Origin of the sequence: Pseudomonas sp. BIGb0558 (assembly GCF_024807515.1) — a bacterium.
In the GTDB taxonomy this organism is placed as follows: domain Bacteria; phylum Pseudomonadota; class Gammaproteobacteria; order Pseudomonadales; family Pseudomonadaceae; genus Aquipseudomonas; species Aquipseudomonas yamanorum_A.
In genome coordinates this window covers 23,399-43,454 of sequence record NZ_JANUEW010000030.1, presented here as the reverse complement: position 1 = coordinate 43,454, position 20,056 = coordinate 23,399, and the positions used below count along the sequence as shown (strand labels likewise).

General features: G+C 62.0%; 16 protein-coding genes and 1 pseudogene. 8 read left to right on the top strand and 9 right to left on the bottom strand.

Annotation, left to right across the window (positions count from 1 at the left end):
* Complete coding sequence (locus M2400_RS25820) at window positions 1–3,537, top strand: molybdopterin-dependent oxidoreductase (RefSeq protein WP_259197361.1); 3,537 nt, start codon at window positions 1–3, stop codon at window positions 3,535–3,537.
* Between the two features lie 98 nt (window positions 3,538–3,635).
* Here M2400_RS25820 and M2400_RS25815 read toward each other — a convergent pair whose 3' ends face one another.
* On the bottom strand, window positions 3,636–4,271 hold the full coding sequence (locus M2400_RS25815; protein ID WP_063029859.1) for a TetR/AcrR family transcriptional regulator: 636 nt from the start codon (window positions 4,269–4,271) through the stop codon (window positions 3,636–3,638).
* 153 nt (window positions 4,272–4,424) lie between these two features.
* Between M2400_RS25815 and ggt the strand changes: the two genes are divergently transcribed.
* Window positions 4,425–6,149, top strand: coding sequence for a gamma-glutamyltransferase (ggt, locus tag M2400_RS25810; protein ID WP_177044125.1), 1,725 nt, complete (start codon window positions 4,425–4,427; stop codon window positions 6,147–6,149).
* A 94-nt stretch (window positions 6,150–6,243) separates the two neighbouring features.
* Here the strand turns inward: ggt and M2400_RS25805 are convergent, their stop codons facing one another.
* The 3 genes from M2400_RS25805 to M2400_RS25795 form a co-directional block, all read right to left on the bottom strand.
* Window positions 6,244–6,765, bottom strand: a complete 522-nt coding sequence (locus M2400_RS25805; protein ID WP_259197360.1) for an AAA family ATPase — start codon at window positions 6,763–6,765, stop codon at window positions 6,244–6,246.
* Window positions 6,762–7,325, bottom strand: coding sequence for a nicotinamide riboside transporter PnuC (pnuC, locus tag M2400_RS25800; RefSeq protein ID WP_259197359.1), 564 nt, complete (start codon window positions 7,323–7,325; stop codon window positions 6,762–6,764). The genes M2400_RS25805 and pnuC overlap by 4 nt, the downstream gene beginning before the upstream one ends.
* 174 nt (window positions 7,326–7,499) lie before the next feature.
* Window positions 7,500–9,143, bottom strand: a complete 1,644-nt coding sequence (locus tag M2400_RS25795) for a methyl-accepting chemotaxis protein (protein WP_259197358.1) — start codon at window positions 9,141–9,143, stop codon at window positions 7,500–7,502.
* A 230-nt stretch (window positions 9,144–9,373) separates the two neighbouring features.
* Here M2400_RS25795 and M2400_RS25790 point away from each other — a divergent pair, with 230 nt between their 5' ends.
* The gene (locus tag M2400_RS25790; RefSeq protein WP_177044121.1) at window positions 9,374–10,204 is read left to right on the top strand and encodes an undecaprenyl-diphosphate phosphatase; all 831 of its coding nucleotides are present in this window, start codon (window positions 9,374–9,376) and stop codon (window positions 10,202–10,204) included.
* Window positions 10,201–10,584, top strand: a complete 384-nt coding sequence (locus M2400_RS25785) for a DUF1294 domain-containing protein (protein ID WP_259197357.1) — start codon at window positions 10,201–10,203, stop codon at window positions 10,582–10,584. Before M2400_RS25790 ends, M2400_RS25785 begins: the two co-directional genes overlap by 4 nt.
* Here the strand turns inward: M2400_RS25785 and M2400_RS25780 are convergent.
* Window positions 10,567–10,929: an MmcQ/YjbR family DNA-binding protein gene (locus M2400_RS25780; RefSeq protein WP_177044119.1), complete on the bottom strand. Its 363-nt coding sequence runs from the start codon at window positions 10,927–10,929 to the stop codon at window positions 10,567–10,569. The two genes, M2400_RS25785 and M2400_RS25780, sit on opposite strands and share 18 nt — an antisense overlap.
* Window positions 10,926–11,834 carry a LysR substrate-binding domain-containing protein gene (locus M2400_RS25775; RefSeq protein ID WP_177044118.1) on the bottom strand — a complete coding sequence of 303 codons (909 nt, stop codon included), beginning with the start codon at window positions 11,832–11,834 and terminating at the stop codon, window positions 10,926–10,928. Before M2400_RS25775 ends, M2400_RS25780 begins: the two co-directional genes overlap by 4 nt.
* A 123-nt stretch (window positions 11,835–11,957) precedes the next feature.
* On the opposite strand from M2400_RS25775, the gene M2400_RS25770 reads away from it, so the two are divergent.
* The 3 genes from M2400_RS25770 to M2400_RS25760 all read left to right on the top strand — a co-directional run bounded on the left by M2400_RS25770 (window position 11,958) and on the right by M2400_RS25760 (window position 14,893).
* Window positions 11,958–12,896, top strand: a complete 939-nt coding sequence (locus M2400_RS25770; RefSeq protein WP_259197356.1) for an AraC family transcriptional regulator — start codon at window positions 11,958–11,960, stop codon at window positions 12,894–12,896.
* A gap of 120 nt (window positions 12,897–13,016) precedes the next feature.
* On the top strand, window positions 13,017–13,628 hold the full coding sequence (locus tag M2400_RS25765) for an FMN-dependent NADH-azoreductase (RefSeq protein ID WP_177044116.1): 612 nt from the start codon (window positions 13,017–13,019) through the stop codon (window positions 13,626–13,628).
* Window positions 13,629–13,855: 227 nt separating this feature from the next.
* A complete protein-coding gene (locus tag M2400_RS25760; RefSeq protein WP_008436172.1) occupies window positions 13,856–14,893 on the top strand; it encodes a dienelactone hydrolase in 1,038 nt (345 codons plus the stop codon).
* Here the strand turns inward: M2400_RS25760 and M2400_RS25755 are convergent.
* The 3 genes from M2400_RS25755 to M2400_RS25745 all read right to left on the bottom strand — a co-directional run bounded on the left by M2400_RS25755 (window position 14,887) and on the right by M2400_RS25745 (window position 19,315).
* A complete protein-coding gene (locus M2400_RS25755; RefSeq protein ID WP_177044115.1) occupies window positions 14,887–16,071 on the bottom strand; it encodes an MFS transporter in 1,185 nt (394 codons plus the stop codon). The two genes, M2400_RS25760 and M2400_RS25755, sit on opposite strands and share 7 nt — an antisense overlap.
* Window positions 16,072–16,324: 253 nt before the next feature.
* Window positions 16,325–17,914, bottom strand: a complete 1,590-nt coding sequence (locus M2400_RS25750) for an ABC-F family ATPase (protein WP_177044114.1) — start codon at window positions 17,912–17,914, stop codon at window positions 16,325–16,327.
* Between the two features lie 162 nt (window positions 17,915–18,076).
* Entirely contained in the window at window positions 18,077–19,315 is a 1,239-nt protein-coding gene (locus tag M2400_RS25745; RefSeq protein ID WP_259197436.1) for an MFS transporter, read from the bottom strand.
* Between the two features lie 308 nt (window positions 19,316–19,623).
* Here M2400_RS25745 and M2400_RS25740 point away from each other — a divergent pair.
* Window positions 19,624–19,806, top strand: a pseudogene (locus M2400_RS25740) (SAM-dependent methyltransferase); the annotation flags it as partial.
* Window positions 19,807–20,056: the final 250 nt, after the last annotated feature.

The window sequence follows — 20,056 nt, the reverse complement described above, 5'->3', positions numbered from 1 at the left end:
ATGACTGACGCAATTCCTTCCCGCGACCAATGGCTGGCCAAGGCCGGCGTCCTGCTGATCGTCGACGACGTGCTGCCGCCCTCGGGGCCGGTGGCCAAGGGCGGCACACCGACCGTCAAGCCCAAGGAGCTGGGGCTGTTTATCGCGGTGAACGATGACGGGCGGGTGTACGCCTTCAACGGGCATGTGGACCTGGGCACCGGCATTCGCACGTCGCTGGCGCAGATCGTCGCCGAGGAACTGGACCTGACGATGGAGCAGGTGTGCATGGTGCTGGGCGACACCGAGCGCGTGCCGAACCAGGGCGCGACCATTGCCAGTGCGACGCTGCAAATCTCCGCGATCCCGCTGCGCAACGCCGCCGCCGAAGCCCGGCGTTTCCTGCTGGCGCGGGCGGCGCAACGCTGGTCGGTCAACCCGCAACGTCTCAAGGTCGAAGCGGGCGTCATCAGCGCCGAAGACGGACGCACCACCACCTACAGCGAGCTGGTGACGGGCGAACATGACGAACTGCGCATCAGCGGCGATGCACCGCTGAAAGCCTCCGCGGATTACCGCCTGGTGGGCAAGGGCGCTGCCCGGGTCGATATCCCCGGCAAGGCCACTGGCGAGCTGACCTACGTCCACGACATGCGCGTGCCGGACATGCTCCACGGCCGGGTAATTCGCCCGCCGTACGCGGGGCTGGATTGCGGTGATTTTGTCGGCAATAGCCTGTTGAGTGTCGACGAGTCCTCCATCGCCCATATCCCGGGCATCGTCGCGGTGGTGGTGATCCGTGATTTTGTCGGCGTGGTCGCGTTGCGCGAGGAACAGGCGATCAAGGCCGCCCAGGAACTGCTGGTGCACTGGAAACCCTGGAACAACCCACTACCGGACATGAGTGATGTAGAGCAGGCGATTCGCGACAACCCCCGGGTACGCCGCACGGTACTCGACCAGGGCAACGTCGACGAAGCCCTGGCCGCCGCCAGCCAGCGCATGCCGCGCACCTACCTGTGGCCGTACCAGATGCACGGTTCCATCGGGCCGTCCTGCGGCGTGGCCGACTACCAGCCCGGGGTCAGCCGGGTCTGGTCCGGCAGCCAGAACCCGCATCTGCTGCGGGCCGACCTGGCCTGGCTGCTGGAGTGCCCGGAGGAGTCCATCGACGTGATCCGCATGGAAGCCTCCGGCTGTTACGGGCGCAACTGCGCCGACGATGTCTGCGCCGACGCCTTGCTGTTGTCCCGCGCGGTGGGCAAACCGGTGCGGGTGCAACTGACCCGCGAGCAGGAACATCTGTGGGAACCCAAGGGCACCGCGCAATTGATGGATGTGGACGGCGGCCTGAATGCTGACGGCAGCATCGCCGCCTATGACTTTGAAACCAGCTACCCGTCCAATGGCGCGCCCACCTTGGCGCTGTTGCTGACCGGTCGGGTCGAGCCGGTGGCGGCCATGTTCGAGATGGGCGACCGCACCTCGATTCCGCCGTACGACATCGAGCACATGCGCGTCACCATCAACGACATGGCGCCGATCGTGCGCGCCTCATGGATGCGCGGCGTATCGGCACTGCCCAATACCTTCGCCCATGAGTCCTATATCGACGAACTGGCCTTCGCCGCCGGCGTCGACCCAGTGGAATACCGCCTGCGTTACCTGAAGGACGAACGCGCCATCGACCTGGTGAAATCCACCGCCGAACGGGCCAACTGGGCACCGCGCACCGCACCGATGCAAACCGCCAATGAAGACCACCTGCTGCGCGGCCGGGGCTTTGCCTACGCGCGCTACATCCACAGCAAGTTCCCCGGCTTCGGCGCGGCCTGGGCGGCCTGGGTGGCGGACGTGGCCATCGACAAGCAGACCGGCGACGTCTCGGTGACCCGCGTGGTGATCGGCCATGACTCGGGGATGATGATCAACCCGGCGGGCGTGCAGCATCAGATCCACGGCAATGTGATCCAGTCCACCAGCCGCGTGCTCAAGGAGCGCGTGACCTTTGAAGAGTCGACCGTGGCGAGCAAGGAGTGGGGCGGTTATCCGATCCTGACCTTCCCTGAAGTGCCGCAGATCGACGTACTGATGATGCCGCGCCAGGACCAGCCGCCGATGGGCGCCGGCGAGTCGGCCTCGGTGCCCAGCGCGGCGGCAATTGCCAATGCGATCTATGACGCCACCGGCATTCGTTTTCGCGAGCTGCCGATCACCCCCGAGCGCGTGTTGGCGGCGCTGAATGCGGGCACGCTGGGCGAGCCGGCAAAGTCCCCGGAAAAACGCCGCAAATGGTTGTTCGGTTCATTGTTCGCAGCCTTTGGTGCGGTGTTGGGCATGGCCGCCACCGCGTGGCCGTTCCACAGCGAAATCGCCCCGATTGCACCGCCCAGCGCCGGCACCTGGTCCAAGGCCACCCTGGAGCGCGGTCGGTTGCTGGCGGCGGTAGGGGATTGCGCGGTGTGCCACACGGCGCCGGGCGGGGCGACCAATGCCGGCGGGCTGGCGATGCACACGCCATTCGGCACGCTCTACAGCAGCAACATCACCCCGGATGAGAAGACCGGGATTGGCAACTGGTCCTACCCGGCGTTCGAGCGGGCGATGCGCGATGGCATTGGCCGCGACGGGCGCAACCTGTACCCGGCGTTTCCCTATACGGCATTTCGCAATATCAACGATGCCGACATGCAGGCGCTGTATGCCTACCTGATGTCCCAGGCACCGGTGAGCCAGGCGCCGGTGCCGAATGCGATGGGTTTTCCGTTCAATATCCGCCCGTTGATGGCCGGGTGGAACGCACTGTTTTTGCGTCGCGGGGAAATCACTGTGCAACCACAGCGCAGTGAGCAATGGAACCGCGGGGCCTATCTGGTCAATGGCCTGGGGCACTGCGCGGCGTGCCATTCGCCGCGCAACCTGATGGGCGCGGAGAAGGGCGGCAAGGCGTTCCTGGCGGGCGGTATGGTGGATGGGTGGGAAGCGCCGGCCTTGAACGGCTTGTCCAAGGCACCGACGCCCTGGACCGAAGACCAACTGTTCACTTATTTGAGCACCGGCTATTCCGACGCACACGGCGTGGCGACAGGGCCGATGGGGCCAGTGGTGACTGAACTGGCGAAATTGCCCAAGACCGATATCCGCGCGATGGCCGTATACCTGGCCTCGCTGAATGACAGTGGCGCGGCAGAGGCACAGGTGGTGACCGCCGCAACGCTGCCCAATGCGAATGGACGCCGGGTATTCGAAGGTTCGTGCAAGGCCTGCCATGCCGACGGGCAGGGGCCGAAACTGTTCGGGGTCAGCCCGTCACTGGCGACCAATACCAATGTGCACAGCGACCAGCCGGACAACCTGATCAAGGTGATCCTGCAAGGCATCAGCACCCCGGCGACCAAGGACCTGGGCTATATGCCCGCGTTCAAGGACAGCCTGTCCAACACCCAGGTGGCGGATTTGGCCGCCTACCTGCGCGGGCGCTTTGCACCTGATGCACCACAGTGGGAAGGCCTGGAAAAAACCGTGGCACACCTGCGAGCGAACCCTGGCACTCACTGAAAGCTCCAAGCCATATGGAGATCAAATGTGGGAGCTGGCTTGCCTGCGATAGCGGTGGTGACTGGTACACCGCTATCGCAGGCAAGCCAGCTCCCACATTACCGTACGCCGCGCAACACCAAATCACTGATAAACCCCAGCCAGTCCCGCTGCTGCCCCTTGTCCGCCAGATCCTCCCCCAAAAACGAACTAAGCGTGTGCTGGTTGGAATTGTAGAAGTAGCACAACGAAGCAATCATCAAGTAAACATGCTTGATGTCCACATCCTCACGAAACAACCCCTGCGCCTGACCCGCCTCGATGATCGGCCGCAACACCCCAACCGCCTCCCCCGACAACCGCCGCAACTCCCCGGACTGCTTCGCGTGCTTGCCCTTGTGCAGGTTCTCGATACTCAGGATCGCCACAAACTCGGGATGCTTGACGTAGTAATTCCAGATAAAACCCACCAATGCCTGCAAGGCTTGCACCGGCGCACTCAGGTCGAGCTTGAGTTTGCTTTCGGCCTTGTTGAACTGTTCATAGGTGTGCTCCAGCACACACACAAACAGATGCTCCTTGCTGCCGAAGTAGTAATACAGCATGCGGTCGTTGGAGTCGGCCTCCCGGGAAATGCTTTCGACGCGCCCGCCGGAATAGCCGTCGCGGGTGAAGACCTTGACCGCCGCCTGGAGAATCCGCGCGCGGGTCTGGTCGGCTTGCTGGGCGCGGATACCGGTCTTCTTGATCACCATCGAAAAGCCTCTGCTGCACAGCGTAAAGGCCCGGAATATAGCATGGGCATTATTCCGTTACCGACAGGCTCTGTCACAAACGCGGCATAAGGCTGGGGCTTGTGTTCGAAACGTACTACTTTCTAATTCTTCCAATAAACAGAGTAGCCAGGGATGAAATACCAACCGTTTACCCGAACATTGATTGCCACGGCGCTGGTGCTGACCGTCAGCGGCGTACAGGCGGCCTCCCAGGCCCCGGTGGCTGGCGAAAATGGCATGGTGGTCACGGCCCAGCACCTCGCCACCCATGTGGGCGTGGATGTGCTCAAGGCCGGTGGCAACGCGGTGGATGCGGCGGTGGCGGTGGGTTACGCCCTGGCCGTGGTCTACCCGGCGGCCGGCAACCTGGGCGGCGGCGGCTTCATGACCGTGCAGTTGGCCGACGGGCGCAAGACCTTCCTCGACTTCCGCGAAAAAGCCCCGTTGGCGGCCACCGCCGACATGTACCTGGACAAGGACGGCAACGTCGTCCCCGACCTCAGCTCCAAGGGCCACCTGGCGGTCGGCGTTCCCGGCACCGTGTCGGGCATGGAACTGGCGCTGAGCAAATACGGCACCCTCAAGCGCGCCCAGGTGATTGCCCCGGCCATCAAGCTGGCCGAAGACGGCTTTGCCCTGGAGCAGGGCGATGTCGACCTGTTGCACACGGCCACTGACGAGTTCAAGAAAGACAAAGACCTGCGCGGCATCTTCCTGCACGGCGGCGAACCGATGCTGGTGGGCCAGAAACTGGTGCAGAAAGACCTGGCGAAAACCCTGCGGGAAATCTCCGCCAAGGGCACCGACGGCTTCTACAAGGGCTGGGTAGCCAAGGCGATTGTCGATTCCAGCCAGTCAGGCAAGGGCATCATCACCCAGGCCGACCTGGACAAATACAAGACCCGCGAACTGGCGCCCATCGAGTGTGACTACCGCGGTTACCACGTGGTTTCCGCGCCACCACCGAGCTCTGGCGGCGTGGTGATCTGCGAGATCATGAACATCCTCGAAGGCTATCCGATGGCCGACCTTGGCTATCACTCGGCCCAAGGCCTGCACTACCAGATCGAGGCCATGCGCCACGCCTACGTTGACCGCAACAGCTACCTCGGCGACCCGGATTTCGTGCAAAACCCGGTCGACCATCTGCTGGACAAGGACTACGCCGCCAAACTGCGCGCCGCCATCGACCCGCAGAAAGCCGGGATCTCCCAGGACATCAAGCCCGGGGTATCGCCTCACGAGGGCAATAACACCACCCACTATTCCATCGTCGACAAGTGGGGCAATGCAGTCTCGGTGACCTACACCCTCAACGACTGGTTTGGCGCCGGCGTGATGGCGAGCAAGACCGGGGTGATCCTCAACGACGAAATGGACGACTTCACCTCCAAGATCGGCGTGCCGAACATGTACGGCCTGGTCCAGGGAGAAGCCAACGCCATCGCCCCGGGCAAGACGCCGCTGTCGTCCATGAGCCCGACCATCGTCACCAAGGACGGCAAGGCGGTGATGGTGGTGGGTACGCCGGGTGGCAGCCGCATCATTACGGCCACACTGCTGACCATCCTCAACGTGATCGACTACAAGATGAACATCCAGGAAGCCGTGGACGCGCCGCGTTTCCACCAGCAATGGCTGCCTGAGGCGACCAATATCGAGCGCTTTGCCCTGAGCCCCGATACCCAGAAAATCCTCGAAGGCTGGGGCCACAAGTTTGCAGGCCCCCAGGACGCGAACCACCTGGCGGCGATCCTGGTGGGCGCGCCGTCCCTGGATGGCAAACCGGTCGGCAACAACCGTTTCTACGGGGCCAACGACCCTCGGCGCAATACCGGCTTGTCGCTGGGCTACTGAGGCGTCAACCCTTCGTGTTCTCCATGGTGGCTGCGGAAAAAAGCCAGGGAGAGCGCGATATCATCATGGGACAGCTGCGTGGCAGCCGCGCGGTTTAATCCAGCAGTTGCTCCACAGCTGAAAACGCCTGCGCTCGGCGGGCGTGCCAATCCCCACGGATTATCCGTAGCAGCTGATGATGTTGCTCCAGCCAGTCACGGCTGGCCTGAAAGAATGCGAGGCGGTCGGCGAACTCCGGTTGGCAGCGTTGGCCGTCGGCGGTCCATTCCACATCCTCGGGCGACAGCAGCAAGTGCAAGTCGTAATGGCGGGCCAGCAGCTCGCTGTCGAGCCACGCCGGGCAGTCGCCAAACAGGGTCTGGCTCCAGAGCTTGTTGGTCAGCAGGTTGGTGTCCAGGATCAGCAATGCCGGCTGCGCGGCGCGGGCGGCGTCTTCCCGGGCCAGTTGGCCGCGGGCGATCTCGGGGATATCGGCCAGGGTGGTATCGCGCTGGTGCTGGTCGATGAAATGGCGCACGTATTCGTCCACCATCATCCCGCCAAAGTGCGCCTGCAACTGCGCTGCCAACCAGCTTTTGCCGCTGGATTCCGGGCCGGCCAGTACCACGACTTTCATGGCTGCAACGCCGGGTCGGCGCGCCATGCGCGCCAGCCCTGCACGGCGATCACGGTAAACAAGGCATAGAGCGCGGCGGTCAGGTACAGGCCTTTGTAGAGGAACAGCCCGACGAAGATCACATCCACGGTGATCCACAGCGGCCAGCACTGTACGCGTTTTTGCGCCATCCACATTTGCGCCACCAGGCTGAAGCCGGTGAGGGCGGCATCCAGCCAGGGTTGGGCGGCGTCGGTCCAGTGGGCCATGGCGGCACCCAGCAACAGGCTGCCTACGGCACCCACGGCCAGGCCTTGCAGGATCGGTTGCAGCCCCAGGCTGGTGACCTGCCGGCCTTGCCTGACCTCGCCGGCGCGGGTCCACTGCCACCAGCCGTAGAGTTGCAGGGCGGCGTAGATCACTTGCAGCAGCATGTCGGAGTAGAGCTTCACGTCGAAGAAGATCCAGGTGTACAGCAGCACCATCACCAGGCCGATGGGCCAGCACCACGGGTTCTGTTTGACCGTCAACCAGACAGCGATCACCCCCAGGGCGGCGGCAAACAGTTCAAGCCCGGACATGGCGGTTCCTTGGGGGAGTCGAAGAGGGCGGTGATTGTAACCAGAGTGGCGCATTCCTCAAACTCCGTAGCAGCTGTCGAGCCTAGGCGAGGCTGCGTTGGCAGCACCAGAACTGCCGAGCCAGGCACGATACCTCGTCGCGCCTCACGCAGCCTCGCCAAGGCTCGACAGCGGCTACGGGGGGCAGACCTTGAATTGGCGCAGAAGGCCGTCCAACTGTTCGCTCAAGCCTTTCAGGTGCGTACTCGCCACGCTTGACTGCTGCGCCGCCAGCGCCGTGCTGTGGGACAGCCCGGCTGCCTGGGTGACGTTCTGGTTGATGTCTTCCACCACATGCGCCTGCTGCAACGTGGCACTGGCAATCGACGCATTCAGGCCATTGAGATTACGCAACGCCTGGCCGATGGCGGTCAGACTCGCTCCGGCCTGGCCCGCTTGCTCAATGGTCAGTTGCGAAGCCTGGTGGCTGTCGCTGATCACCTTGACCGCCGCTTCCGAATGGCTTTGCAGCCGCTCAATCATGCCCTGGATTTCTGCCGTGGATTTTTGCGTGCGCTGGGCCAGCAGCCGTACTTCATCGGCCACCACCGCAAACCCGCGTCCTTGCTCCCCGGCGCGGGCCGCCTCGATGGCGGCGTTGAGCGCCAACAGGTTGGTCTGCTCGGCGATGGAGCGGATCACTTCCAGCACGCCACCAATCTGCGTGCTTTCGGCGGACAGCGTGCGAATCACTTCCACCGCCTGGCTGATGGTGGTGGAGAGCTGGTCGATCTGTTGCAGGCTGCCGTCGATATTCAGCTGGCCCTGTTCGGCCTGTACCTGGGCATCACGCATTTCACTGGCGGCGTGCTCGGCATTCTTGGCCACATCCTGCACGCCGTAGGTGACTTCGTTGATCGCCGTCGCCACCAGTTCCATCTGCTGCGATTGCTGCTGACTGCGGTCATGGGCGTCGCTGGCATTGCTGCCCAGTTCGCTGGACGACTGGCCCAGGGCATTGGCGCAGGCCTGCAACTGGCCCACCACCTGGCGCAACTTGGCGGTAAAACTGTTGAAGTGGCGGGACAATTGGGTGACTTCGTCCTGGCCGTGGGTGTCGAGGGTGCGGGTCAGGTCGCTTTCGCCGCTGGCGATATTGCCCATGGCGTTCACTGCTTGCTGCAACGGGCGCACGATGCTGCGGGCAATCAGCACCACCAGCAGGGCCATGATCACCGCGATCACCAGGCCCACCATCGAGGCTTTCCATACCTGGCCCTGGAACTCGCCTTGCACGTCATCGACATATACGCCGGAGCCGATGATCCAGCCCCAGGGTTCAAACAACTGGATATACGAGGTCTTGGCCACCGGCGCATCCGCCCCGGGCTTGGGCCAGCGGTAATTCACCATCCCGGCGCCCTTGGCCTTGGCCAGGATCACGAACTCGTTGAACACCGCAAAACCGTCCGGATCGCGAATGGCCGACAGGTTCTGGCCATCGAGCTTGGGGTTTGCCGGATGCATGATCATCACGGGCGTGAGGTCATTGATCCAGAAGTAATCGTCATGCCCGTAGCGCAAGCCGCGGACCACGCTCAAGGCTTGCTTCTGGGCCGCCTCGCGGGTCAGGACGCCGCTGGTTTCGAGGCTGTGATAATAAGTCAGGATCCCGTTGGCGGTCTGGACCACGCGCTGGGTCTGCTCACTCTTGGCCTGGTAAAGGTCGCCATGAATCTGCTTGAGCATAAGCAGACCGAGGGTTAGCAGCATCAGCACGGCGACAATCAGGATCAGCCAGAGGCGTCGGCTGATGGACATGTTGCGCAAACTGTTCATGGTCCTGTCACTCCGTGTTCTTATAATTTTAGGTGCCGCATCGACATTTCCGGCTTGTCTGATAGGCTTTCGGCCCAGAATCAAAAAACCTGAGTCCTGCCTGATTTTTCACGGAATTTTCGCAGCCCGGTCTTGATTATCTGCGCTGCTTTCGCCGCGCATTCGTCGTTAGTGAACACTTAAAAAATTATGTTAGAGGCGTGCCACAGGCATGACCTTTGGGGGAATCGATGGATCTTTGGACCGCCGCTCAGGCGCTGATACTCGGGGTTGTAGAAGGGCTGACGGAGTTTTTGCCGATCTCCAGTACCGGGCACCAGATTATCGTCGCCGACTTGATCAACTTCGGTGGCGAGCGCTTTGAAGCGTTCAATATCATCATCCAGCTGGGCGCAATCCTGGCGGTGGTGTGGGAGTTTCGACGCAAGATCCTCGACGTGGTGATCGGCTTGCCGACCCAGCGCAACGCCCAGCGTTTCACCGTCAACCTGATCATCGCCGTATTGCCGGCGGTGGTGCTGGGGGTGATTTTTGCCGACCTGATCAAGCATTACCTGTTCAACCCGATCACCGTGGCGGCAGCGCTGGTGGTGGGCGGTGTCATCATGTTGTGGGCCGAGCGTCGCCAACATGAAGTGCACGCCGAAACCGTCGACCAGATCACCTGGAAGGACGCCCTCAAAGTCGGCTTCGCCCAGTGCCTGGCGATGATTCCGGGTACCTCGCGTTCGGGCGCGACCATCATCGGCGGCCTGTTGTTCGGCCTGTCACGCAAGACCGCCACCGAGTTCTCGTTCTTCCTGGCCATGCCCACCATGGTCGGCGCGGCGGTGTACTCGGGCTACAAGTACCGCCACCTGTTCCAGCCGGACGATTTGCCGGTGTTTGCCATCGGCTTTGTCACCTCGTTCATCTTCGCGATGATCGCGGTCAAGGCGCTGCTCAAGTTCATCGCCAGCCACAGCTATGCGGCGTTTGCCTGGTACCGCATCGCCTTTGGCCTGGTGATCCTGGCCACCTGGCAATTCGGCTGGATCGACTGGTCGGCCGTCAAGCCATGAACATCCAGCATCCGCGCTTCAAGGCGCTGGTGTTTGCACTGGTGTGCGCCGCGCCGCTGTTGGGCTCGGCGCTGCTGTGGTATCGCGGGGTTTCTATGATCCCGCTGGTGGCCTACGGCGTGGTCAGCGTTATCGCGTTCTTGCTGTACTGGCGCGACAAGCGCAAGGCCCGCGAAGACAGCTGGCGCACCCCGGAAAACATCCTGCACGCCGTGGAGCTGGCAGGCGGCTGGCCGGGGGCGTTGATCGCCCAGCAGGTGTTTCGCCACAAGACGCGCAAGGTGTCTTATCAGGTGGCGTTCTGGCTGATCGTGTTGCTGCACGAGGTGTTCTGGATTGACCAGTTGTTCCTCGGCGGCACGCTACTCTCGATCTTCTAGCAGCAAGCCGACCTGCGTGCGCTTGGGCAGTTTGCTCACCACCAACTGGTGGGAACGCTGCAACAGGCCACGCAGTTCTTCGGCGCCCAGCGGGTAGGGCGCCTCCATGATGATCCACTGCGCCCGCGCCAGGTACGGCGCCGGATGGATACCCGGGCGATCCACATGTCCCAGGAACAGTTCCTTGTCGACCTTGAAGGCCAGCGAATCACCCCGCAGGTGCTGCAAGGCGAACATCTTGTTGCCGGCGATGGAAAACACCCGCACGCCGCCCCATTTGTAGTCTTCCCGCGCGCCGGGCAAGCCCAGGCAAAATTGGGCGACTTGTTCTTCGGTCATTCTCATAACAAACGGTCTCCACATCCTTTGAAGGCGTTATCCAGGTGGTCGATCCAGGCTCGCACGGCCGGCAACACGCCGCGCCGATGAGGGTAAACCGCCTGCAACCAGCCGCCCGGTAATGACCATTGCGGCAACAGTTGCACCAACTGGCCGCTGGCCAACTCCTCCTCGCAATACATCATCGGCAACACCGTAAATCCCAGGCTGGCAAGGGCGCACGCCTTGCGTACCAGGAAATCGTCGATGCCCAGCCGGGCTTCCATGGCCAGGTCATGGCTGATGCCCTCCGGGCTCAGCATGCGGAAGTGCACCATGCGGTCTGCCTCCAGGGCGCCCAGCACCGGCAGTTGCTTGAGGTCTTCCAGGGTGGTGATCTGCCGGTCACGCACAAAGGCGGGGCTGGCGACAATGGCGGTCTGTGCCTGGCGCAGGCGCTTGGTCACCAGCAACGGGTCTTCGTCCCCCAGTTCACGCACGCGCAGGGCCACATCAATGCCTTCGGCCACCAGGTCGACGCGGCGGTTGACCAGGTTCATCTCCAGCTGCACCAGCGGGTTGGCGGTGAGAAACTCTGCCACCACGGTTTGCAGAAACTGGTGAGCCAGGCCCACCGGGCTGCTGACCCGCAGCCGGCCCCGGGGCTCGCTGGACATGCTGGCCACGGCTTCGTCGGCCATTTCCGCCTCCAGCAGCATTGCCTGGCAGTGGCGCAGGTAGCGCTCACCCACGGCGGTGAGTGTCAGTTGGCGGGTGGTGCGTTGCAGCAAGCGTGCGCCGAGGCGTTCTTCCAGCTCGGCAATGCGCCGTGACAGCCGGGACTTGGGAATCCCCAGCAACCGCCCGGCGGCGGCGAAACCGCCGGCTTCCACTACTTTGGCGAAATAGTAGAGGTCATTCAGATCTTGCATGGTGGGCCTATTGTCCTGTCGATGGGACGAACTATCCGCGCCTGACGTCGGCAAATCCACCCCCAACTGGTCAGTGAAGCATCGGCGGGTTACCTTCTGGCTTTCCCCTGCCTGTGCATTGCGATGAACCTTGAACATCCACGTAACCGCAGAATCATCGACTTGATGGGACAGTTGGCGCCCGTGGAGGGCTACAACCTGACGCCTCTGGATGACGTGCGTTTCCTGCGTTCCAACCGGCCGTTGACGCGGATTCCGGTGCTTTACGACCCGGGGATCGTGATCGTGTGCCAGGGCCGCAAGCGCGGTTATCTGGGGGAAGACGTCTACGTCTACGATGCCCGGCACTATCTGGTGGTCTCGGTACCGGTGCCGTTCACCATGGAAACCGAGGCCAGTGAAGCAGAGCCGATGCTCGCGGTGTACCTGCGCCTGGATTTCAAGCTGGCCGCCGAGTTGATGCTGGAACTCGACGCGTTGGCCCCATCGCCGCAAGCCAGGCCCAAGGGCATGTACGCCTCGCCGATGGACGACAAGCTCAGCGGGTCGTTGTTGCGCTTCCTGGAGGTGATGAGCGTGCCGGTTGAAGCACAGGTACTCGGCCCGACCCTGATGCGGGAAATCTACTACCGCATCCTCACAGGCGAGCAGGGCGGCTCGATGCGTGCGGCACTGAATCTCCAGGGCCAGTTCGGCAAGGTGGCCCGGGCGATTCGCAAGATCCACGCGTGTTATGACCAGCGCCTGGGCGTGGAAGAGCTGGCCAACGAAGCGATGATGAGCGTGCCGAGTTTTCATGCGCACTTTCGCACGGTGACCGACACCTCGCCCATGCAGTACCTGAAGTCGACGCGCTTGCATCAGGCGCGGCTGCTGATGCTGAGGAGTGATATCAGCGCGGCCACGGCCTGCGCCAAGGTCGGGTACGAGAGCGCCTCGCAGTTCAGCCGTGAGTTCAAGCGGTTTTTTGGGCGCACGCCCCATGAAGAGATTGACTGGATGAAGCGCACCTATGCGTTGCCTGCACCCACGAGTGCGTCTATCTATGTTTCGTCACATTAGAATCACTGTCCTGTCAGTGGGACAAACAATCGCATTCTGTCCGACTAATCGTCGATTGGTTTCATCTGTAGGCTTATTTCCATTCCGTCGCCCCTGGCGATGCTTACTTGGAGATAACCCATGAAACTGTTGCATATCGATTCAAGCATCCTCGGCGACAACTCGGTTTCCCGTCAGTTGAGCGCCGGCGTCGTCAAGACCTGGCAGGCAGCCGAGCCAGGCGTTGAAGTGACCTACCGTGACCTGGCTGGCGAAGGCATCAACCACTTTTCCGGCGTGACCCTGGGTGCACTGGGCACCGCTGCCGAATTGCGTGATGCCGTGCAGAAGCACGAAGCCGAGCTGAGCGCCAACACCCTCGCCGAATTCCTCGCCGCCGACGCGATTGTATTGGCTGCGCCGATGTACAACTTCACCATTCCGACCCAGCTCAAGGCGTGGATCGACCGTATCGCCGTTGCCGGCCAGACTTTCCGCTACACCGAAAACGGCCCTGAAGGCCTGGCCGGTGGCAAGAAAGTCATCATCGTGTCGACATCCGGCGGCCTGCACGTTGGCCAGCCTACCGGTGTGGCGCACGAAGACTACTTGAAAGTGCTGCTGGGTTTCCTCGGTATCACCGACATCGAAATCGTTCGCGCTCACGGCCTGGGCTACGGCGAAGAAGTGCGCAACAAGGCTATCAGCGACGCCAACGTAGTCATCAACGAACAATTGTTCGCTGCCGCGTAAGACTTGTGTAAATTTTGCTGCTCCTCGATATCAATCTGATCCGAGGCGCCTAAACTCTGTACTCTGCTCGCCTGAAAAGCGATCGGAGTACGGAGTTTTTTCGTTTACCCGCTGTCACTACTTTGGCCCAGGTTATGCACGCATGGGTAAACCCTGCCAGTCCGAGCGCCTGAACCATGGATATTTCAATAGCTACGCGGGCTTACGCAACAAAGGTGGACATCCCCATGATGCGTCTTTGTGCAGTCTTGGTTCTTTCCCTGCTCGGCGGCCTGATTTCAGTGCAAGCCGCGCCTGCGCCGCACCCTCATTGGAGTGTGGGCTTTCACCGCATGACGTTTCTCGACCCGCTGGACCTGCAGCCGATGAAAGCCGTCGCGTTCTATCCGTCCACGGGCCTGGAACACACCACCCAGGTGGGCGCTTATCACATTGCCGCTACTGAAGACTCGAAGATCGCCATCGGCCGCTTTCCGATGTTGATGCTGTCCCACGGCAACACCGGCACGCCCCTGGCCTTGCACGACCTTGCCACCTCTCTGGCACGCAAGGGTTTTGTGGTGGTGGCGGTGCTGCACCCGGGCGACAACTACAAGGATCACAGCCGCCTGGGCACCTTGAGCAACCTGTATGGGCGCCCGATCCAGATTTCCGAAGCCATCACCGCCACCCTCGGCGACCCGATGCTGTCGCCGTTCGTCAACGTCGACCAGGTGGGCGTCATCGGTTACTCGGCCGGTGGCGAGACCGCGCTGATCCTCGCCGGTGCCAAACCCGACCTGGACCGCCTGCGCCGCTATTGCCAGCAACGCCCAGAAGATCGCGATGCCTGCACAACCAAGGGCGAACTGATCGTCGACCGTGACGACCTGCAACCCCAGGCAGATCCGCGCATCCACGCCTTGATGTTGATGGCGCCATTGAGCCTGATGTTTGGTCGCCATACCCTGGCAGACGTGCATGTGCCGGTGCTGCTCTACAGTGGCGATGGCGACAAGCTGGTGGCCGTGGACAAGAACGCCGAGGCCCTGGCGCGCAAGCTGCCGGAACCGCCGGACTTCAAGCTGTTGGCCGGGGCAGGGCACTTCGTGTTCATGGCCCCTTGCGATGAGAGCCAACTGGCCGCGATGCCCGCCATGTGCACCGATGCGGACGGGGTTGACCGTGAAAGCATCCACCGTGACCTGATTTCCGAGGCCGGGCGGTTCTTCAATCACACCCTGGGGCAATCCACCCGGGCGGGCTTGCAGACGGCTGATCAGTAAGCGCGGCGCTTGAGCATCAAGGTCAGGCCCAGGCCGGTGACCGAGAGCAGGGCGGCGCAGAAGAAGATCCACGAATAGCCCAGGTTCAACGCCACCGCGCCCATCACCGGCCCGGCAATTGCCAGCGCCAGATCAAAAAACACTGCATACGCACTCAACCCGGCGCCCCGGCTGCTGTTAGGCACCTGCTTGATCGCCTCCACGCCCAGCGCCGGGTACACCAGTGACAACCCAAAGCCAGTCAGCCCGGCGCCAATCAACGCCACGCCGGTGGACGGTGCCAGCCACAGCAGCGTAAGGCCGAGGGTTTCGATGGTCATGCAGGCAATCGCCGCGGTGAACCCGCCGAAACGGTTGATGGCGGAGATAAACACCAGGCGCGACAGAATAAAACACACGCCAAATACCGTGAGGCACCAGGCGGCGCCAGTCCAGCCACGGCTCAGGTAGTACAGGGTGATAAAGGTGGTGAGGGTGCCGTAGCCGATCGATGCCAGGCAAAGGCTGGCGCCAAACGGCGCAATGCGTCCGAACACGGCCCAGAACGGCAGGCGCTCGCCGCGTACCACGGGCACCGAGGGTTTATTGCGGATCAGCAGCAGGCCCAGGGCCGATAGCACCGTGAGCGCGATCCCGAGGCTGGTGTAGCCGTAATCGGCAACCATCACCACGCCCAGCGGCGCGCCAATCGCAATTGCGCCGTAGGAGGCGATACCGTTCCACGAGATCGAGCGCGCGGTGTGTTCGGCGCCCACCGCGCCCATGCACCAGCTGATGGTACCGACGCCGATCAGGCCCTGGGCCACGCCCAGCAACAGGCGGCCGACGATCAAGATGCCGAGGCTCAGCAATGGCAGGCTTTGCACCAGCGTGGCGATAAACGTCAGCACGCCGCTCAGCAGGATCCCGCTCAAGCCCAGCACGATGGCGCGCTTGGTGCCGACATTGTCGGACATGCGACCCGCCATGGGGCGGCTGAGCAGCGTTGCCAGGTATTGAGAGCCGATGGTTATCCCGGCGATTACCGCGCTGAAGCCCAGTTCGCCATGGACGTAGCCGGGAATCACCGCAATCGGCAGGCCGATGCAGATGAACGCGATAAAGGTGTAGAAAACGATGGAGACGATCTGCAGGGTGATCGACAGGGAGCTGGGGGCGGCGGGCTGTGGGGCAGGCATGGGGACTCGTTCGCGGGCGGGCGGTGAGTGCATCATGGCAAGGGCCCGGAGCAAAAGGAAGCAGGCTATCTAATTTTCCGCGAGAACCTGTGGCGAGGGAGCTTGCTCCCGTTCGACTGCGTAGCAGTCGCAAACTTCTGGGGGCGCTTCGCACCCCAGCGGGAGCAAGCTCCCTCGCCACAATGTGCGCCCCTGAAATGAAAAAGCCCCGTCACACTGGACGGGGCTTTGGCGTTTCTACGGCAGGCGGTGCTTAGAAAACCACGCCTTGGCTACGCAGGTAGTCGTCATAAGTACCGCTGAAGTCGATCACGCCGCTCGGGCTCAGCTCGATGATGCGGGTCGCCAGGGACGATACGAACTCACGGTCATGGCTGACGAAGATCAGCGTGCCCGCGTAGTTTTCCAGCGCCAGGTTCAGCGCCTCGATGGATTCCATGTCCAAGTGGTTGGTCGGTTCGTCCATGATCAGCACGTTCGGCTTTTGCAGGATCAGCTTGCCGAACAGCATGCGGCCTTGCTCACCACCGGAAATCACCTTCACCGACTTGAGGATCTCGTCGTTGGAGAACAGCATGCGGCCCAGGGTGCCGCGAACCACTTGCTCGCCTTCCTTGGTCCAGCGGCCCATCCAATCGAACAGGTTGGATTCGTCTTCGAAGTCCGAAGCGTGGTCTTGGGCGTAGTAGCCCAGTTCAGCGGCGTCGGTCCACTTCACGGTGCCTGCATCCGGGGTCAGTTCGTTGACCAGGGTGCGCAGCAGGGTGGTCTTGCCGATACCGTTCGGGCCAATGATTGCGACGCGCTCGCCGGCTTCGACCTGGAAGCTGAAGTCCTTGAACAAGGTCTTGCCGTCAAAGCCTTTGGCCATGCGATCGACGATGACCGCCTGGCGGTGCAGCTTCTTGGTCTGGTCAAAGCGGATGAACGGGCTGACGCGGCTCGACGGCTTGACTTCGGCCAGCTGGATCTTGTCGATCGCCTTGGCGCGGGAGGTGGCCTGCTTGGCTTTCGAGGCGTTGGCCGAGAAGCGGCTGACGAAGGATTGCAGCTCGGATATCTGAGCTTTCTTCTTGGCGTTGTCCGACAGCAACTGCTCGCGGGACTGGGTCGCCACGGTCATGTATTCGTCGTAGTTGCCCGGGAACAGGCGCAGCTCGCCGTAGTCCAGGTCGGCCATGTGGGTGCAGACGCTGTTCAGGAAGTGACGGTCGTGAGAGATGATGATCATCAGGCTGTTACGCTGGGTCAGGATGTTTTCCAGCCAGCGAATGGTGTTGATGTCCAGGTGGTTGGTTGGCTCGTCGAGCAGCAACACTTCCGGATCGGAAAACAGTGCCTGGGCCAGCAACACACGCAGCTTCCAGCCTGGCGACACTTCGCTCATCGGGCCGTTGTGCTGCTCGATGCCGATACCCAGGCCCAGCAGCAACTCGCCAGCGCGCGATTCGGCGGTGTAGCCGTCCATCTCGGCGAAGTCGGTTTCCAGTTCAGCAACGGCCATGCCGTCGTCTTCGGTCATTTCCGGCAGCGAGTAGATGCGGTCGCGCTCGGCCTTGACCTTCCACAGCTCTTCGTGACCCATGATCACGGTGTCGAGTACGGTGAATTCTTCGTAGGCGAACTGGTCCTGGCGCAGCTTACCCAGGCGCACGTTCGGCTCCAGCATGACCTGGCCGCCCGATGGGTCGAGGTCACCACCGAGGATTTTCATGAAGGTCGACTTGCCGCAACCGTTGGCACCGATCAGGCCATAACGGTTACCTGCGCCGAACTTGACCGAAACGTTCTCAAAGAGCGGCTTGGCGCCGAACTGCATGGTGATGTTAGCTGTGGAGATCAATTACTTTACCTATCAATAGCTTGGAGTGCGCTAATTTGAGCCGGGCCCATTTTGTGGCCCAGGCCAACGGGCATACGTCGGCAGCGACATCAAGGCTTGAGGCCCAGTCGCTGAGCAGAAAAATGGGTGCATGTTGGAATTTGGCGCGCATTGTCGCATATGTCAGGCGGGAGTTGTATGGCGCTGCAAGGATGGATTCACCCGGGTCTCCGGCATTGCCACCCACAACAGGCCCAACGCGACGGCGGCCACACCCGCCAGGGTCAGGAAAGCGGCGTTGTATCCAGCCCACTGCACCACGAAACCCGCCAGGCTGCTGCTCAGCGCGGCCCCGAGGCCGAATGCAGTGGACAGCGCCCCCAGGCTGACATTGAAACGCCCGGTGCCCTGGGTGAGGTCTTTGACAATCACCGGAAACAGCGCACCAAAAACCCCGGCCCCGACGCCGTCGAGCATCTGTACTGCCACCAGCCAATAGGGATCATTGGACAGCGTATACAGCACGCCCCGCAGTGGCAGAATCATGAAGCCGGCCAGCAGCAGCGGCTTGCGCCCCCACACATCGGCTTTCACCCCCACCAGCCAGGCCACCGGCACCATCACCAGCTGCGCCGCAACAATGCAGGCCGAGGTCAGCGGGGTGGCCATTTGCAGGTTGATCTGCGCCAGCTTCTGGCTGACCAGCGGCAACATGGCGGCATTGGCCAGGTGAAACAGTGCGCAGCAGATGGCGAACAGCAGCAATGGCCTGTTGGCCAGTAGCACCGCCAGACCCGACGGCTGTTCATGTTCGGCGCTGTGGGACGGGTCGAAGCCCCGCGCCACCTCGTGGTCGATCGCCTCGGCCGACACGCAGCTGACCGCGATCACGCTGGCCACCGCCATGACCGCCATCAAGTAGAACACCGCCACCGGGCCAAACAGATAGGCAAACCCGCCGGCGAGGAGGGCGGCCACCGCGTTACCGGCGTGGTTGAACGTTTCATTGCGGCCGGTGCGGCGGGTGAAGGCCCGCGGCCCGGTGATGCCAAGGGAAATCGCCGAGATGGCGGGTGCGAACACCGAAGCTGCTGCCGCACTGGCCGCCTGGGTCAGCGCCACCAGGCTGAAGGAGCTGACGAAGGGCAGGAGCAGGCAACTGGCGGTCACCAAAAGGGCTGCGATCACGATCACTGCGCGCTTGTTGCGGGTTCGGTCAATCAAGGCGCCGGCTGGCGTCTGGGTGAGCAGGGCGGCGATGCCGGCGAGGGTCATCACCACGCCGATACTGGCGGGGTCCCAGTGATGCACGGCCAGCAGATAAATCGCCAGGTAAGGTCCCAGCCCGTCACGCACGTCGGCCAGGAAGAAGTTCAGGCTGTCCAGGGACAAGGTGTTGCGCAGGTCAGAGCGAGTGGCCATGGCACAGTCTTCAAGGGCGAGGTCGGTAGCGATAGTGACCCATGGCATGAACGTATAGTTCTGCCGTGGGCGTCACGCGCCCACGGCGGCGCAAGCACAAACATTTACAAAGTGGAGCCAATTGCATCGAAAAATAGCGCTGGCGGAGGTTTTTTCAGGGGATTTTATTGTTAACAGTTGAACATCCCATAAGCCTGGCTTATTTTCCGTCCGTTCGCCCTACAGTGAAGGCTCTTTACCGGTTCAGGGATGGCGAGGCTTTTGGTGTAGGGCGAACTTCTTTTGTCGCAATGACTAAAAAGTTTGCCTCCTACTGGTTTGTGCACACATGGGGAGAGATCGTCAGCGGTGCCATCGCCGCCGGGTTGCAGATCAGCCATCTGCAGGAGTTCGCGCACTCCAATCGCGAGGAACTCTACGACCAGTATGAACACCAGCCCGCGCAACTGCCGCTGTGCTACACCCTGACTGCCATCAAGCGCCCGGAGTGACTGGCTGGCTGCAAGGGCGGCAACCTGTTCTTGCGACATGGTTTTCACATGGCCTTCACTTATCGACCTGTAGGGTGAAGGCTACCTACTCCAGTGAATACCTTGGCCCGCCCTCATCGCGGGCTTTTTTTTGCCTGCCCGGCAGCCTTTAAATTTCTTTTTTGGTTAAGAAATGACCAGTCAAGGTCATGGGTTAACCCTGTCTGAAGGACTAACTGAAACGATTTTGTGAGAATTGTCTGAATTCTCA